The sequence below is a fragment of the Photobacterium ganghwense genome (genome assembly GCF_003025595.1).
Lineage (GTDB): Bacteria > Pseudomonadota > Gammaproteobacteria > Enterobacterales > Vibrionaceae > Photobacterium > Photobacterium ganghwense.
This window is the reverse complement of record NZ_PYMI01000002.1, coordinates 908,613-923,995: the sequence shown is the minus strand read 5'-3', so window position 1 is coordinate 923,995 and position 15,383 is coordinate 908,613. Positions and strand designations below refer to the sequence as shown.

Below are 15,383 nucleotides of genomic sequence, written 5' to 3'. Positions count from 1 at the left end.
GCCAAAAATAAAAACGCCCTGCATGAATGACTCCATACAGGGCGTTTTCTGATGTATTAAACAGATACTCGAATTACAGCTTGACTCGAACTACAGTTTGTAGCGTCTTACCTCAAGCTCAAGCTGGTCTGCCAGGGCTTTCAGGTTCTCAGCCTGTTTCGCGGCTTCCAGCGCTTCCTGAGCCATTTGGTTAGCCACTTCCTGCACGCCTTCTGTATTTCGGCTGATTTCAGCCGTCACACTTGACTGCTCTTCGGCAGCAGACGCAATTTGTGTCGCCATATCACTTATCAGGTTTATTTCACGCGTGATGCTGCTGATGCTGACACCTGCGGCATCCACATCCTGTACGCTGGTTTCTGCCAACTGATGGCTGTCACTCATAACAGTAACCGCCTGACGAGTGGTTGACTGCAAGGTCTCAATCATCGACTGGATTTCTTCCGTTGAGGTATGAGTACGCTGGGACAATACGCGCACTTCGTCAGCCACAACCGCAAAACCACGACCTTGCTCACCGGCACGAGCAGCTTCAATGGCCGCATTCAAAGCCAGTAGATTTGTTTGCTCAGCAATAGCACGGATAGTCGACAGAATCGTGCTGATCTTCTGGGCATGCTCATTCAGCACTTCAATAATGCCAACGGCGCTGTTTACTTCGCTAGCCAGATTACCAATAGAGGACTGACTTTGGCTGACCTGCTGATGGCCTTCCCCCGCCAGGGTCACTGCCTGTTCAGCCGTCTTTGCGGTGTGCTCAGCATTGCCGGCAATTTCCTGCGTTGCACTGGCCATTTCCGTCACTGCCGTCGCCACCATGGTGATTTCATCCTGCTGCTGACGGATATTTTCGCTGCGTTGTGTCGCCGCTGCGGCCGCTTCTGCCGCATTTCGGTTCAGCTCACTGGTAATATCGCGCAGCTGACAAGCCATCACATGCTGACGTGCCACAAACTGATTAAAGTTTGATGCCAGCTTGCCCACTTCATCCTCGCTGTTGACATCAATGCGTACCGTCAGATCCCCTTCACCGTTGGCAATATCTGCCAGTGCCATCGACACATTGTTCAGCTCGCGTAACTGACGGGTCAGCATCCAGCTGACAACACCACCTACACCCAGCATCACAATCAAACCAATGATAATTTCATCAATCAGCATTTGCTGCAGCGGCGCTTCCAGTACTGCTTTATCCATGACCAAAACCAGAGCCCAGCCAGAGGCCTCAACCGTGTTCACCGCAACGGCTCGCTCTCGGCCATCAAAGTTACTGAAGAAGAAACCACCTTCTCGCATCGCATTTTGAAGTATGCCTGCAGACAAACCCAGCTCAGACAACGGCTTTAGCTGCAACTGACCGTTCGGGTGTGCCACTACAATCTGATTATTCAGATCTAACAGCATGGCATAACCGTCGCCCGGTACCGGAATATTCAGGACATCCTGTGTCAGCTTACCCAATGCCAGGTTTGCCCCGACAACCCCTTGCATCTGACCAAGCTTATTGACTGGCTCAGCCAGCGTCACGACCAGTGTCTGCATTGTGTGGCTGATATAAGGTGCAGTGATGATGGCTTTGCCCGCAGACTGCGCCTGCTTATACCAACCGCGCGTACGAGGGTCATAACCCGCCGTGTTCAGGCTCGGATCATGACGGAACATTTGCCCCTCACGACTGCCGTAGTAGCTTAGCCCGAATTCACCGGAGTCCAGCGACTGCTTCAAGTGGGCAACAACATCCGGATTGTCCTGTCGTTCCAGAACTTTAACCACAGCTGAAACTGCAGCTTGCTTCCCATAAAGCCAATCATCAATCCCCTTGGTCACCGCTATAGCCGTATGTTTACTTTCACTTTTGATCGACTGCCAGACCTGATCTTTTGCCGACAGGTACGAAAAGCTTCCAAGGGCGACAGCCGTAATAGAAATGGCGGCAAAGCTCGACAGCAAAAGCTTTGCTTTTAATGATAACTGCATCGCATCCCTTAATTGTTTGTAAATTGTTAATAAAAAAGAGGTTTTAAGTGTGACCACTATATTATATGCGACTTGTGAATAGTACTTTTTTAATCAAAACCCACTAAATTTCATGATGATATTCATTCCAGATTCATCAAGGTTTCGTTACACTCAAACTCATGAATAGTAAACGCCTTTTATTACACTCACTGATTCTGGCTGCATCACTTTCTGTCATCAGTCCGGCCGCGTTCAGTGTCGATGATGTCCCGCTGGAAGTTGATGAACGCCAAACGGATGTCATGCTTGCCGTTGAGCAGGGCTTAATTCGTCCTTATTCCGAGCTTCAGGCCAAAGTAAAACATCAGCTCAATGGCAGAATCATCAAAGTAGAGCTGGAAGAAGACGACGGTGTCTGGGTTTATGAGCTCAAGCTACTCGATCCGAAAAATAATGTCGTTAAAGTCGAGTACGAAGCCAAAACCCTCACCCTAACCGAAATAAAAGGCCGTGGTTTAGAACACATTATCAAGGATTCCGAATGAAAGTACTGGTGGTAGAAGACGAACTAGCCCTTGGGGATCAAATTGTCGCCGGACTTGAACAAAGTGGCTGGGTTGCGGAATTATCCAGTGACGGGATTGACGCGTTATACCGTGCCACATCAGAGCCATGGGATGCCATAGTGCTCGATTTGGGGTTGCCAAAACTGGACGGTCTGACCGTGTTAAAAGGCATTCGTGAAGAACACGTCTCCTGTCCAGTGATTATTCTGAGTGCCCGTAACGAGTTGACCCAGCGAGTGGAAGGGCTAAATGCCGGGGCCGATGATTATCTGACCAAGCCCTTTCAAATGGTTGAACTTATCGCCCGTTTACGTGCTCAGCTCCGACGTTCAACCGGCAATGCCTCACCGGTGATTCAGGTGGGTGGTTTAAGCCTCGATACACGTAGTTCCAAAGTCACTCACAATGGTGAAGATATTTCACTGACTGCCCTCGAATTTAAAGTGCTGTCGTATATGATGCACAACGCTGACAAAGTGATTTCCCGTACCGAGCTGGTTGAACATATCTACAAACAGGATTTCGACCGAGACTCCAATACCATTGAAGTTTTTATCGGGCGTATCCGACGTAAGATTGGCGGCGATGTGATCAAAACCGTTCGGGGCCTCGGATACCGAATCAATGCAGATTAATCCTGCATCCAGCCCTCTGCCGAGTCTACGCAGCCGACTGCTGCTGGCAGCGGCGGTATGGCTGTTGGGTATTACTGCTGCGGCAAGTTATGTGGTGCCGACTTTCATCAAAAGCTATCTCGTCGACCAAGAGAAAGAGCAACTCTATCTCTACATGGATGAACTGACAGCGATGGTGGATGTCGACAGCACCCGTAATGTCATTGCGCCCAAACGGCTTTCTAATCCTCGTTTTCAGCAGCCTTACAGTGGCCTTTACTGGAGCCTGAGCATCAACGGGCTCGAATTACGATCACGCTCGCTATGGGATACCCGTATTCAAGGTGACGAAGAAAATGGCTACACCGGCCCTAATCAGCAGTCTTTGCTGGTCGTAAAACGTCAGTTCTTCTTGCCTGAAAAAGAGGAGCCGGTAGATGTAGTCATTGCCGCGAACCAGGAACCGTTACTTCACACCCTGAAACAGCTGACTAACGGGCTGTGGATGATTCTGACGGTGATGGTCATCGGGATTCTGATCTTGATCTGGTTTCAGGTCAGCTGGTCGCTGCTGCCACTGCGTCGTCTGCAGCAGAAGCTCAAACAAGTTCGTGATGGTGAAGCTTCAGAGCTCAGCGGTCGATACCCGGCGGAAATCCACCCGGTTGTTGATGATTTGAATGCCCTGCTCTTCCACTATCAGGAAGTGCTGGAACGCGCCAGAAACCATGCCGGCAATTTGTCTCATGCCCTGAAAACCCCTATAGCCGTGCTTCACAATGAAGTCGGAAAGCTGCCGCCAGAAGAAAAAGATCGTTTGCAGCCAACACTGGCCCAACTTCAGCAACACATTGATTACCATCTGGGCCGTGCCCGTATGGCAGGTGCAGCCAATATTCTCGCAGCCAAAACCGCTCCGTCTGTGCGAGTGGATGCCATTTCAATGGCGATGGATAAAGTGTATGTAGAAAGAGATCTTATCCTGGTTAATGAGCTGGACAGTGATTTAATGGTAGCGGTCGAGAAACGGGATTTGGATGAAATTCTGGGTAACCTGATCGAAAACAGCTACAAATGGGCAACCAGCCTGATTCGCGTTCACCAGTTGCCTCCGACCCCAGGCACAAAAACGACTGAGAGCGACAGAGACACGGTGACCATCGTTATTGACGATGATGGGCCCGGTATTGATGCGCAAGCCTGTCAGGACGCCATGAAGCGCGGAGTGAGGCTGGATGAAACCACACCGGGTACCGGACTGGGGCTCAGTATTGTTGCAGAACTGACCCATACTTATCGGGGTCGCCTCGGGCTGGAGAAAAGCCCGCTAGGCGGATTACGGGCAACGGTTCAGTTGCCGAAACCACGTAACTAGTTGCACATAAGTGGCGACAAGTAACTCGCAACTCATCTAATGACCTGATAAAACTTACCTGATGTAACCAGGCGCAACAGTTCCGGTGGTTATCACCCTGAACGATGATCACCGGAAGCTAATGCGACAAGAACGGCAACAAGCCTGTTTCATCTCACTTGTACCGATGAAGCAGGCTTACATCGGCCACAGGGTCAAATTCAGAATCCGAATCACGATACCCAACATCAGTACGCCGATACCCAGGCGATACCATTTGTACTCACTGACCGTCATCCCAATGCGCTTATAAAACATTTTCACAATCCCGCCCCAGTCACTGGTACGGCGGCCATATTGCACAATGCCGGTCATTAACATGCCAATACCTGTCAGAACAAACAGGTATTCAGCTACACTCATCGCTACAGGTAACATGACCATACTCCTTTGATAATGTCTGTTTCATTAAATGACACCATCAAAAGGGCTTCAATTAGACGATGGTAGGACACCTGAGTGCCAGTTTTAAAGAATAAGCACTGAAAACCTAAAGATTATATGCGTCTCAAAAAGGTTTGGTGTAGAATCCTGCCCCCGGAATTTAAAACGAAGGTATCGAGTCGACATGCAATTACTCGAAGCAAAACTACATAAAATTGACCGTCACAATTACCGCAGCTACTCCAGCCTACGCGGAGAATACCATTTCGTTGACTTCGATTTCTTCATCGATATTACTCAGGCAGATCCCTATGCCCCGGCTTCACGAGTTCGCGCTCGCCGCAAATGGTCGCTGACCGATCTGGAATGGCTCAAAGAACAGTCTCCTGATTACCAACGGGCTGCCCGTGATTTCATTGCCCGTCAGTTTGCAGAACTGGCCCAACAGATCAACGAAATTCAGATTGATCGCCCGGGACAGTGCATTATTGACCGCACAGCCGTTGTCTTTGACGATGATGCACTTGAACTGCGTTTTCGCGTTGATCTGCCATCTGACGGTCGCACCATTATTGCAAAGAAAACCCTCAATCTGCTGACGTTTACACTACCGAAAATTATCCGTCGCGCCACCATTGCCCGAGAACTGCCAATGGAAGCGCTGAAACGTCATTGTGAAACCGTTGAAGATCAGGTTGCGCTGCGTAAACAGCTTTCTGATAAAGGGCTGATGGCTTTCGTTGCTGATGACAGCATTCTGCCGCGTCTGGCCGGTAACAGTGAACTGCCGATGCCTGATGCTATTCCGTTTGTCAGCCCGGAAAGTCTGGCGGTAGAGCTGGTTGCCCCTCACCGTGGTAAAATTCGGGGCATGGGTGTGCCAAAAGGCATTACCATGATTGTTGGTGGCGGTTTTCACGGTAAATCAACGCTGCTGAACGCGATTGAGAGCTCAGTGTACGACCATATTCCTGGTGATGGCCGCGAATATATTGTCACGGATGAATCGGCTACGAAGATCCGCGCAGAAGACGGCCGTTGTGTGCATCAGGTTGACCTAACCCCATACATCAGTAATCTGCCTATGGGTAAAGATACCAGCATGTTCTCGACCCAGAATGCTTCCGGCTCAACGTCTCAGGCGGCCTGGCTGCAGGAATCCATTGAATCGGGTGCCAATGCCCTGCTGATCGATGAAGATACTTCTGCGTCGAACTTCATGATTCGTGACGAGCGCATGCAAGCCCTGATTGCGAAAAATGATGAACCGATTACTCCACTGGTCGATCGCATTTCTCTGCTGCGTGATCAGCTAGGTATTTCTGTTCTGCTGGTTATGGGCGGTTCGGGCGACTACCTGGACGTTGCCGATACCGTGATTCAGATGCACAACTATCAAGCTCTGGATGTCACAGAAAAAGCCAAAGCCGTGATTGCCGAGCATCCTACCCGTCGTCAACTTGAAGGCAGCAGCGAGATCACACGCCCGCGTACCCGTCAGCTGAATCGTGTGGCGATGAAAGCCCTGCTTGAAGATGGTAAGTTCCGTATTCAGGTGAAAGACAAATCGTCCCTGCGCTTTGGCCGCGAGTACGTTGATTTGCAGGCACTTGAGCAAGTCGCAGATTCCAGCCAGTTGCATGCGGTTGGCTGGCTGTGGTTCCAGATTGCACAAAACAAAGGCTGGGAGAAAAACCCGAGCAAAGCGTTTGAAACCATGCTGGCAGACGACAACTGGTTCCGTACAATGCCTAACTACGGTGATATTGCTAAACCTCGCGTAATTGAGGTTATGGCAGTGCTTAACCGGATGCGTAAAGCGGAATTTAAGTAAGCCACATCTCCTGGTTAGGGAATTGATGATTCCTCAGCCAAAAAAAAGCCCGCAAATGCGGGCTTTTTGTTGTCTTATCGATAGCGCTTTGCAAAAAATGCTCAATGTATTGGCTGAGCTCTGTCTCTATACCACTACATTTACATCACTGCTGTGTGTCCTGTTCCGCTTGAGCTTACTTCTCGGTTTTAAGGATTTGAGCGGTTTCCAGCTGTGTCATCTGACGAATTTGACGCCACATGTAGTAGAAAATACCCATCATCATCACCATCGAAGGAATCGCAATCATTGGGTAGCTGACCAACGTCAAACGCCCCAATTCTTCATTGAACGCCTGAGATCCTGACGGGCTGGTTACAATCACTTTCGCCAACACATAGTTCATCACTGATGAAAATACGAACGTGCCGGCAAACAGATAATTGGCAAAAACCAGGCTACGGTCAAAATCAGCTTTCTTATTGAATTCTTGTAACTTTTCGTTAATCAACGCCATATTCAGTACAGTGTCATTGATCAGCATTTTGCTAACCACCGGATACTTAGTGAACGTTGAGATAAAGACCCCAAGACCAATCAGACCAGGAATCAGTGCTTCTTTGACTGCCAGCCATTTAGCATCCAACTCCAGCAAGCCAATTCCGCCGGTCATTAGCACACTCACAAAACCAAGCAGAGAAATGAAATTGAATTTCTTGTATTTAATCAATTCGTAGCCACCGAACAACACCGGGAAGGCAAGCGCAACCAGCAGCGCACCAACTGACCCCAGGTATTCATCACCACTCAGTTTCATCAGTACCACTGAAGGCACAATAACATTGAAAATCAAATCATTAAGAGGACTTGCTTTTTTCTCAGCCATAATCTTTTACAGTATTTTTCCAAAAATAAACGGTCGCATTGTTTCGTGAAATGATGTTCCTGTAAAGCCTCAGGGCGTTACAAAGCATTAAAAGGCGGCGGTAAAACATGCAATCTCAGTGAAAAATATAGCAAAGCAGCCCTGCTCTGCCTGCGAATGCGACAGCAAACCTCGTTTTCCTCTTCCATACTTTACAGCTGTATAAATCTGAAATTGACGTGCTTTTCTGATTGCGTACCGGGAAGGAGATCCTTATGTCTAAGCCTGTGATTGCCAATAACCGTCCAGTGAAAGTACAGCTGGATAAAGGGAAAGAATATCACTTCTGTGTTTGCGGACGTTCGGCAAACCAACCGTTTTGCGATGGTTCCCATAAGGGCACAGGTCTGACACCACTGGCTTTTAAGGCAGAGAAAGACGGCGAAGAGTACCTTTGTGCCTGTAAGCACACAGGTCACGCCCCATTCTGCGACGGCACCCATCAACGTTTTAATGCCAAAGACGTGGGTAAAGAGGGTCCGGGCAGAGAAAACCTCAGCACCTCGGCATCAGCAGGCGAAGACATGCCCGTTGCCCAGCCAACCAAAGAAGAACCCACCGTCGCCTTTATTCATCAACTGGCGAGAGAGGGACTGAGTAAAATGGGACACCACGGACCGATTACCGCGATGGGAGTCCCCCGTTATGACTTACCCGATTGGAATGATATTCAGATCATGACAGCACAACTTGCGACCAAACCTTTGCAGGAAGAAGCCAAGGTGGGGACTGAGCTTGTGATCGGTCCTAAAGCCAAAAAGCCGCTGGTACTGGATATTCCCATACTGGTGTCAGACATGAGCTTCGGCGCGTTGTCAGAAGAAGCCAAAATTTCCCTGGCAATGGGGGCTGAGCTGGCCGGTACCGGTATCTGCTCGGGGGAAGGCGGTATGCTGGCAGAAGAACAACAAGCCAACTCCCGTTATTTTTACGAATTAGCCAGCGCTAAATTCGGCTACCACGAAGGTTTACTGAAAAAGGTACAAGCATTTCATTTTAAAGGAGGCCAAGGGGCCAAAACCGGCACGGGTGGCCATCTGCCGGCAGCGAAGAATGTCGGCAAAATTGCGAAAACCCGTTGCCTCGAAGAAGGAACAGACGCCATTTCCCCACCGACATTCAGAGACTTGAGAACACCGCGGGACTTTGCAGTCTTTGCGGACAATGTCCGGGTAATTACCGGGGGTATCCCAATTGGCTTCAAACTCAGTGCGAACCATATTGAGCGTGACATCGGTTTTGCATTGGAGGCTGGTGCTGACTATATCATTCTGGATGGGCGCGGTGGCGGTACCGGCGCGGCGCCCCAGCTGTTCAGAGACCACATCAGCGTGCCGACCATTCCGGCACTTGCCAGAGCACGTTATTTCCTCGACAAACAAGGTGCAAGTGACAGCGTCACCCTGATTATCACCGGCGGATTGAGAACCCCGGCTGATTTCATCAAAGCCCTGGCGCTGGGAGCTGATGGTATCGCCATCGCCAACAGTGCGATGCAATCCATCGGGTGCGTGGCTGCACGCATCTGCAACACTAACAATTGCCCGGCCGGTATTGCGACTCAGAAAGCGGATCTGCGGCAAAAGCTCAATCCAGACAAAGCCTCCCGCCAGCTTGCCAATTTTCTGACAGCCTCAGTGGAGCTGATGCAAGTCATGGCACGCGCCTGCGGCCACCATCACCTGAATCAATTCAATAAAGAAGACCTGGCGACCTGGCATCACGACATGGCAAGGCTGGCTGGCATTGAATATGCCGGTTTCAAATTAAGGGATTAACACACTGATATAAAACATATTAAGTGCGCCTGATATCTCGAAGTATCGATTTTTGTATTATGATTATCAGTGACCAATAACGAAAACAGATGTTACTGAGACTCTTACCCTAATACTGAAAGGATACAACCATGCTTACTGTAAACGATACAGCTCTGGTCATTGTCGATGTCCAGGGGAAGCTCGCGCAAATCATGGACAACAAGGATGCGTTATTTCATAGCCTGGAAACCATGGTGAAAGGCGCCAAAATTCTGGAATTACCGATCATCTGGGTTGAACAGCTGCCGGATAAACTAGGGCCAACCATTCCTCAGATTTCGGATCATCTGCACGAGCTGCAACCTATCGCGAAAAACAGCTTCAGTTGCTATCGTGACGAACAGTTTGTTAAAGCCCTTAAAGACACAGGCTGTAAAAATGTTCTGGTGATGGGTATTGAAGCGCACATTTGCGTTTATCAGACAGTGCGCCAGTTACTTGATGCCGGTTACCACGTTGAAATCGTGCGCGACGCAGTTTCGTCCCGAAACGGTGAAAACCGCAAGCTTGCCCTGACCAAATTACAGCAGGCTGGTGCTGTTCTCACCTGTACCGAAATGGTTCTCTTCGAGCTGCAAGAAGTCGCCCAAGGAGAGCGATTCAAACAGATTCTGAACATCATCAAGTAGTCCCTGAAAATATTGAGAATCTTAGAACGACAAAGCCGCGACTATCGCGGCTTTATTCTCTCTGAGATTTGTTATCTGTAAGCCAGGCTATTTGATGTGGCTTATAGAATGAGCATTGTCTAGATACCAGTCCCAACTAAATACGCCGCTACCGCATTGAGCCCCAACGCAAATGTCATGACTCCGGCAACCGGTTTACTGCGTGTCAGGGCAGGCATAAACCAGACGCCCAGAGCGCCAAGAAGTAATCCCACACTCATTAGTTGGGTGACAAATGGCATCACCTCACCCATCAACTCCAATTCCTCAGCAAGAATAGTGAGTTGCGGAAGTGCGGCGAGCAAACCAACCACCGCGATAGCCAGCCCGACATAAGGCAATATCCGGTTCAGAGGCTCGACTTTGTGCTCTGCTCTTATCAACATGGTGTGAGCCAGTAGCGTGCCACCACACAAGACCACGGCCAGAAAGTAACCCACCGCCAGTCGCGAATCATTCTGCATCACAAATCCGTGTCCCTGGAAGGCCAGAAGAAAAATCCCCGCCCCCACCAGCATGACCAGAACCAACAGGCTACGGCGCAATCTATCACTGCCCCAAAGTGCCTTTTCGGCAAACCAATAAATCAGAGCCAGCGCAAAAAACGTAAACACCAGAATAGCGGCAAGACTTGGCTGGTAAGCCGTTTCTGCCGCGGCAAGAATCAGTGTGGTTTCTCTGAAAAACATCGACAGAAAAATCATCAGCCACAATACCGGCATCGTACGGTGTAAGCGATCAGACTGACCAAAACACAGTTTGCCGGATAAGATAACAGCTCCATTTATCAAAAATGCGCCAATAGCCACACCGGCTAACACACTGGACAGAATCAATGGCCATTCAAACCAAGCCATGATGCACCTCTTTCACCTAATTCTCCTGCTGTATTCGTGAATCACGGGGCGTTATTCTGCCCCACTCCTAGCCGTAATGCTAATGAAATCCGGGCCTCTGCGGCTATCTGCTGGCCGTGAACCCAATACGTTTTTTACCAGTAAAATGCTCTAAAACTTCATGCCATAGTTTCGGGTGTCATAATTCGGAATCATTGTTTCAAGGCGCTGTTTCAGAGCCTATCTTTCATCTTCCGAACGTCTAGTCCCGAGACGAACCCTGAGAAGTTACCCAACACAACTATTTCGTGCCATCGTTGCCTTTCCCTGTATCACCAGCCGCTCCTGTTGCTTCAGTTTCTGCGATGTCTTTTCTATCGGGTTTGTGATTTCCGGCTGGCAGGTTTCCTTGCTCATGTCCGGACTCAAGCGTTTGATCATGAGTGACGTGTTCTGCCAGCGATTGCGCTTTCAGGCAAGCGATAGTGGCTAGCAGCGCAATGACGGAAACTACGGCCATTCCCGCATAAGTCAGGGTAAATCCTTCGCCCAGAACCTGAGGATCAAAATGTGACAACCCATGTCCGGCGCCTTCACCGACAAGCACCGGTACTTTCATGTGGAACAACGCGCCGCAGAGCGCCACGCCAATCGCACCACCCAATTCTCGGCTGTAACCGAACATGGACAATCCAATACCACGATCTGATGCCGGCAGTACGTTCTGTACCACAACGCCCAATGCCGGTAAGGTCAACCCCAGTCCCAGGCCACCCAGCGCCAGGGCAACCTTCGTCAGCATGCCGAAATACAGCAAGCCCAGCGCCACACTGGCCATGGCAAAACCAAGGACAACCAGTGATTTATACACCCCGGTTTTAGCAATACGTTTACCGCCAAAATACGCCCCGGCCGTGATGCTCATCATAAACACCACCATAATCAAACCGGCTGTTGAGGCCGTCATCCCTTGCTGCCACTGCATTTGCAGCGGTAAATACACCAGCACCGCAAACATCAGCAGCTGCGAACACATAATAAGAGAGACACTGATCATATAACCCGGCAGACGGGTCAGCCTCGCAGGCAGAATTGGATCAGAAACCTTGCGTTCCACCAGCACCAAAGCAATCAGATTGATTGTCAGCGCAAATGCCAGGAATACCTTACTGATAGCCGCTTCCGGAGACAGTAACAGCAATAGCAGAGTTGTTGCGATCATCAGCAGACCGGCGCCCAACCAATCGAACTGACTTTCTCGCCCCTGATTCAGATGCTTCAGGTTGGTATTAATCATCCATAGCGCCAGTCCACCGAGTGGAATATTGATCCAGAACACCCAACGCCAGCTCAGGTGTTCAGCAAAGTAGCCGCCGAGCAATGGTCCAGCAATGCTGGACACCGCGTAAACCGCAGAGATATACCCCTGATATTTACCCACTTCGCGTGCAGGGATAGAGTCGGCAATCACCGTAAACGCCAGAGCGATCAGTCCACCGCCGCCAATTCCTTGCAGGACACGGGCGGCTATCAGGGTCGGCAAATCCTGTGCCAACGCACACGCAATCGAACCCAGCACAAACAAGACAATGCTGGCATTGAGCATTTTCACCCGCCCAAAAATATCACTCAGCTTACCGTATACCGGTAAGACTGCCGTGGCAGCAAGCAGGTAAGCGGTGACAACCCAGGTCAAAGCCTGACCGGCTCCCAGCTCGTCACCAATAATGGGTAACGGAGTGGTCACGATACTTTTTTCTAAAGATCCTAACGCAATAACCAGCGCGACACTGGCAAAGATGGTTTTTGGCGACATACATTCTCCTTCAATGGCATGGCAAGGATAATTCATGAAGTGAATTTCGAAAACAGGATATAATGAAGGTCAAAATTCCATTTTTGGGATCACTGTATGAAACTTGATGATCTTGCTTTATTTCTCCGGGTAGTCAAAGCAGGAAGCTTTGCTGCCGCAGCCCGTCAAATCAACATTCCGACCAGTACGCTCAGTCGCCGTATTCAACAACTTGAAAGTGACAGTGGCCGCAAGCTGCTGGTTCGCCATGCCAAAGACATGCAGCTGACCAAAGACGGACTGCTGTTCGTGAAAGAGTTTGCCGCTCTCTTTGACGACCTGCAGGCACGCGTGGCAGAAATCGATGATGAAAAAGATCAGCTGTCTGGGCTGATTGTGATCAATGCACCAATTATTCCAACCCAACACCCTCTGGGTTTAATTGCACTGGAATTTGCCAAACACCACCCAAACATTCAGTTGCGTTTTCAATTGGGTAACCAAGCCGACTACTTTATGCGAGGAGATATCGACATTGCCCTACGTTTTGGCCGGCAACCTCCGTCAGACTGGGTGTCCCGGAAAATTGCCCACAACCCGGCAATTCTCTGCGCCAGCATGGAATACCTGACGACTCATCCGGCGATCTCGCACCCAAATGAGTTGGCACGCCATCTCCTGCTAACCTCAAACCCTGATCAACGCTGGCATTTTCTTCACCCGAACGGAAATAGCGTCAGTCTTAAGCATAACGGACGGATTCAGTCTGACGAACTAGACTGTATTCATCATGCGGCTATCTCAGGGTTTGGCGTGGCAAAACTCCCCGAATGGTACGTCCGAGCATCGCTGGAGAATGGTGAATTAATACAGGTGTTACCCGAATGGCAGATTGAAGGGGCTGATGTCATGATGCTGTATCCCAGCCGCAAACACCTTCCGGAGCGAACACAGGCACTGATTGACTTCTTCCATGAAAACTGGACCGGCCTGAATTCACAGTAACCATAGAGTCCTCTTTCTCAGGCAATCATTAGCAGTAAGCCCTTTACCAAGAACCTTACCAGAAAAGCTTTTGAGAGAGCTTTTGCAAAATATACCTTGGTATTCTGCTGGGAGAAGGACACAGTTTTGGGCACAGCAGTTGACAAATAAGGATGATTGCAATAACTTATTTTTTATCAAAAAATAACAATCACTACGCAGACACACCACTGGACATAGCACTGGTCGGCTCATCAGCCCAAACAATCGCTCCATAAAAACGGTTAGGCCAGCGTAGGTGATAAACCGGTATTAATTGCTGTCGCATTGATAAATCAGTAGGAACGCCCATGTACGCTATCACAAATGTTAACGTCTTTAATGGCTCCACCATCTTGCCCAATCAGGCCATCATTGTAGATGGCGACATCATTCTCGATATTGTGCCTATGAATGAATCGGTTGTCCTGCCGAGCCAACAATACAACGGTGACGGGCTGACTGCGACAGCAGGATTTATCGACCTGCAACTCAACGGCTGCGGTGGCGTACTGTTTAATACACAAACCAGCGAAAAAACACTGGAAGTGATGAACAGGACCAATCTGCTGTCCGGCACTACACAATTTTTACCGACTTTCATCACCAGCCAGCATGACAGCATGTGTCGCGCCATTGATGTCGTCGCCGGCCTCAAGAATAAATCGGCACTGGGTGTGCTGGGATTGCATCTTGAGGGCCCCTTTATTAGCAAAGAAAAGAAAGGGGCGCACAACGAAAACCACATTCGCACTTTAGATGAACTGACGGCGCTCTATCTCGCCGATCACAAAGACCAGATATCTGTTGTGACCCTGGCTCCTGAACATACACCGCAATCTGTTATCGATATCCTGCATCAGGCCGGAATCCGGGTTTCTCTCGGCCATACCAATGCCAGCTACCATGAGCTTAATACGAAAGATCACCTCGAATTAGCAACGCACTTATACAACGCCATGAGCCCGTTGGGCTCCCGCGAACCGGGTGCTGTGGGCTATATTTTCGATCGCAAACCTTACACGGGTATCATTGTCGATGGCATACATTCTGATTTTGCTTCCGTTCGAATCGCACATGAGATCCTCAAGGATAAGCTTTTTATGGTAACCGATGCGGTAACACCCGCCGGAACCGATATGACGGAATACGATATGGCTGGCACCAAAGCGTACGTGACCGATGGGAAATGCCATTATGCAGATGGCACTATCGCAGGCGCTGCCATCACTATGATTGAAGGTGTAAAAAACCTGAATCAGCATGTAGGAATATCCCGCGAGGAAGCCTTACGGATGGCCAGTTTGTATCCAGCGCGCGCCATTGGTATCGATCACGAGTACGGCAAACTGGAGCCCGGCTACAAAGCCAATATCACGTTGTTGAACGCCAGTAATGACGTATGCAGCGTATATCAAATGGGAAATAAGCGCTTCTGACAGGCTTTCGACTCGCAGAGGGTAGAAAGAGAAAATAGAGAAGAGACTAACTATCTAAACCTCCCCATTTCATCATAACTATCCAATTTGTCAGCTGGACAGAGTCGCAGCTAAAAAAGCCCTGTAC

At 49.5% G+C, this 15,383-nt stretch carries 12 protein-coding genes and 1 pseudogene; 8 read left to right on the top strand and 5 right to left on the bottom strand.

Annotated features, from left to right (window positions below; translation table 11 throughout):
* Positions 1-90: 90 nt before the first annotated feature.
* The gene (locus C9I92_RS09960) at positions 91-1,977 is read right to left on the bottom strand and encodes a methyl-accepting chemotaxis protein (RefSeq protein WP_047884459.1); all 1,887 of its coding nucleotides are present in this window, start codon (positions 1,975-1,977) and stop codon (positions 91-93) included.
* A 161-nt stretch (positions 1,978-2,138) separates the two neighbouring features.
* Here C9I92_RS09960 and C9I92_RS09955 point away from each other — a divergent pair, with 161 nt between their 5' ends.
* The 3 genes from C9I92_RS09955 to C9I92_RS09945 are packed head-to-tail and all read left to right on the top strand — an operon-like array spanning position 2,139 to position 4,514.
* A complete protein-coding gene (locus C9I92_RS09955) occupies positions 2,139-2,504 on the top strand; it encodes a PepSY domain-containing protein (RefSeq protein WP_047884460.1) in 366 nt (121 codons plus the stop codon).
* Entirely contained in the window at positions 2,501-3,160 is a 660-nt protein-coding gene (locus tag C9I92_RS09950; protein WP_047884461.1) for a response regulator transcription factor, read from the top strand. Before C9I92_RS09955 ends, C9I92_RS09950 begins: the two co-directional genes overlap by 4 nt.
* On the top strand, positions 3,150-4,514 hold the full coding sequence (locus C9I92_RS09945) for an ATP-binding protein (RefSeq protein ID WP_047884462.1): 1,365 nt from the start codon (positions 3,150-3,152) through the stop codon (positions 4,512-4,514). Before C9I92_RS09950 ends, C9I92_RS09945 begins: the two co-directional genes overlap by 11 nt.
* Before the next feature lie 177 nt (positions 4,515-4,691).
* Here C9I92_RS09945 and C9I92_RS09940 read toward each other — a convergent pair whose 3' ends face one another.
* Positions 4,692-4,931 carry a hypothetical protein gene (locus C9I92_RS09940; RefSeq protein WP_242551962.1) on the bottom strand — a complete coding sequence of 80 codons (240 nt, stop codon included), beginning with the start codon at positions 4,929-4,931 and terminating at the stop codon, positions 4,692-4,694.
* Between the two features lie 190 nt (positions 4,932-5,121).
* On the opposite strand from C9I92_RS09940, the gene C9I92_RS09935 reads away from it, so the two are divergent.
* Entirely contained in the window at positions 5,122-6,771 is a 1,650-nt protein-coding gene (locus tag C9I92_RS09935; RefSeq protein WP_047884464.1) for an ABC-ATPase domain-containing protein, read from the top strand.
* Between the two features lie 175 nt (positions 6,772-6,946).
* Here C9I92_RS09935 and C9I92_RS09930 read toward each other — a convergent pair whose 3' ends face one another.
* Positions 6,947-7,636, bottom strand: a complete 690-nt coding sequence (locus tag C9I92_RS09930) for a VC0807 family protein (protein WP_047884465.1) — start codon at positions 7,634-7,636, stop codon at positions 6,947-6,949.
* Between the two features lie 254 nt (positions 7,637-7,890).
* Between C9I92_RS09930 and C9I92_RS09925 the strand changes: the two genes are divergently transcribed.
* Together C9I92_RS09925 and C9I92_RS09920 are read left to right on the top strand one after the other, a co-directional pair.
* Positions 7,891-9,453, top strand: a complete 1,563-nt coding sequence (locus tag C9I92_RS09925) for a glutamate synthase-related protein (protein WP_047884466.1) — start codon at positions 7,891-7,893, stop codon at positions 9,451-9,453.
* Positions 9,454-9,584: 131 nt separating this feature from the next.
* The gene (locus tag C9I92_RS09920; protein ID WP_047884467.1) at positions 9,585-10,124 is read left to right on the top strand and encodes a hydrolase; all 540 of its coding nucleotides are present in this window, start codon (positions 9,585-9,587) and stop codon (positions 10,122-10,124) included.
* A gap of 119 nt (positions 10,125-10,243) precedes the next feature.
* Here C9I92_RS09920 and C9I92_RS09915 read toward each other — a convergent pair whose 3' ends face one another.
* Both C9I92_RS09915 and C9I92_RS09910 read right to left on the bottom strand, forming a co-directional pair.
* Positions 10,244-11,020, bottom strand: coding sequence for a DmsC/YnfH family molybdoenzyme membrane anchor subunit (locus C9I92_RS09915; RefSeq protein ID WP_047884468.1), 777 nt, complete (start codon positions 11,018-11,020; stop codon positions 10,244-10,246).
* 427 nt (positions 11,021-11,447) lie between these two features.
* Positions 11,448-12,860, bottom strand: a pseudogene (locus tag C9I92_RS09910) (MDR family MFS transporter); the annotation flags it as partial.
* Positions 12,861-12,911: 51 nt separating this feature from the next.
* Here C9I92_RS09910 and C9I92_RS09905 point away from each other — a divergent pair.
* A complete protein-coding gene (locus tag C9I92_RS09905) occupies positions 12,912-13,799 on the top strand; it encodes a LysR family transcriptional regulator (RefSeq protein ID WP_047884469.1) in 888 nt (295 codons plus the stop codon).
* 329 nt (positions 13,800-14,128) lie between these two features.
* Positions 14,129-15,256 carry an N-acetylglucosamine-6-phosphate deacetylase gene (gene nagA, locus C9I92_RS09900; protein WP_047884470.1) on the top strand — a complete coding sequence of 376 codons (1,128 nt, stop codon included), beginning with the start codon at positions 14,129-14,131 and terminating at the stop codon, positions 15,254-15,256.
* Positions 15,257-15,383 lie beyond the last annotated feature (127 nt).

Excerpts from the sequence above, each read along its gene's own strand:
- C9I92_RS09960 (WP_047884459.1), bottom strand. The coding sequence starts at position 1,977 with ATGCAGTTATCATTAAAAGCAAAGCTTTTGCTGTCGAGCTTTGCCGCC.
- C9I92_RS09955 (WP_047884460.1), top strand. The coding sequence starts at position 2,139 with ATGAATAGTAAACGCCTTTTATTACACTCACTGATTCTGGCTGCATCA.
- C9I92_RS09950 (WP_047884461.1), top strand. The coding sequence starts at position 2,501 with ATGAAAGTACTGGTGGTAGAAGACGAACTAGCCCTTGGGGATCAAATT.
- C9I92_RS09945 (WP_047884462.1), top strand. The coding sequence starts at position 3,150 with ATGCAGATTAATCCTGCATCCAGCCCTCTGCCGAGTCTACGCAGCCGA.
- C9I92_RS09940 (WP_242551962.1), bottom strand. The coding sequence starts at position 4,931 with ATGTTACCTGTAGCGATGAGTGTAGCTGAATACCTGTTTGTTCTGACA.
- C9I92_RS09935 (WP_047884464.1), top strand. The coding sequence starts at position 5,122 with ATGCAATTACTCGAAGCAAAACTACATAAAATTGACCGTCACAATTAC.
- C9I92_RS09930 (WP_047884465.1), bottom strand. The coding sequence starts at position 7,636 with ATGGCTGAGAAAAAAGCAAGTCCTCTTAATGATTTGATTTTCAATGTT.
- C9I92_RS09925 (WP_047884466.1), top strand. The coding sequence starts at position 7,891 with ATGTCTAAGCCTGTGATTGCCAATAACCGTCCAGTGAAAGTACAGCTG.
- C9I92_RS09920 (WP_047884467.1), top strand. The coding sequence starts at position 9,585 with ATGCTTACTGTAAACGATACAGCTCTGGTCATTGTCGATGTCCAGGGG.
- C9I92_RS09915 (WP_047884468.1), bottom strand. The coding sequence starts at position 11,020 with ATGGCTTGGTTTGAATGGCCATTGATTCTGTCCAGTGTGTTAGCCGGT.
- C9I92_RS09905 (WP_047884469.1), top strand. The coding sequence starts at position 12,912 with ATGAAACTTGATGATCTTGCTTTATTTCTCCGGGTAGTCAAAGCAGGA.
- nagA (WP_047884470.1), top strand. The coding sequence starts at position 14,129 with ATGTACGCTATCACAAATGTTAACGTCTTTAATGGCTCCACCATCTTG.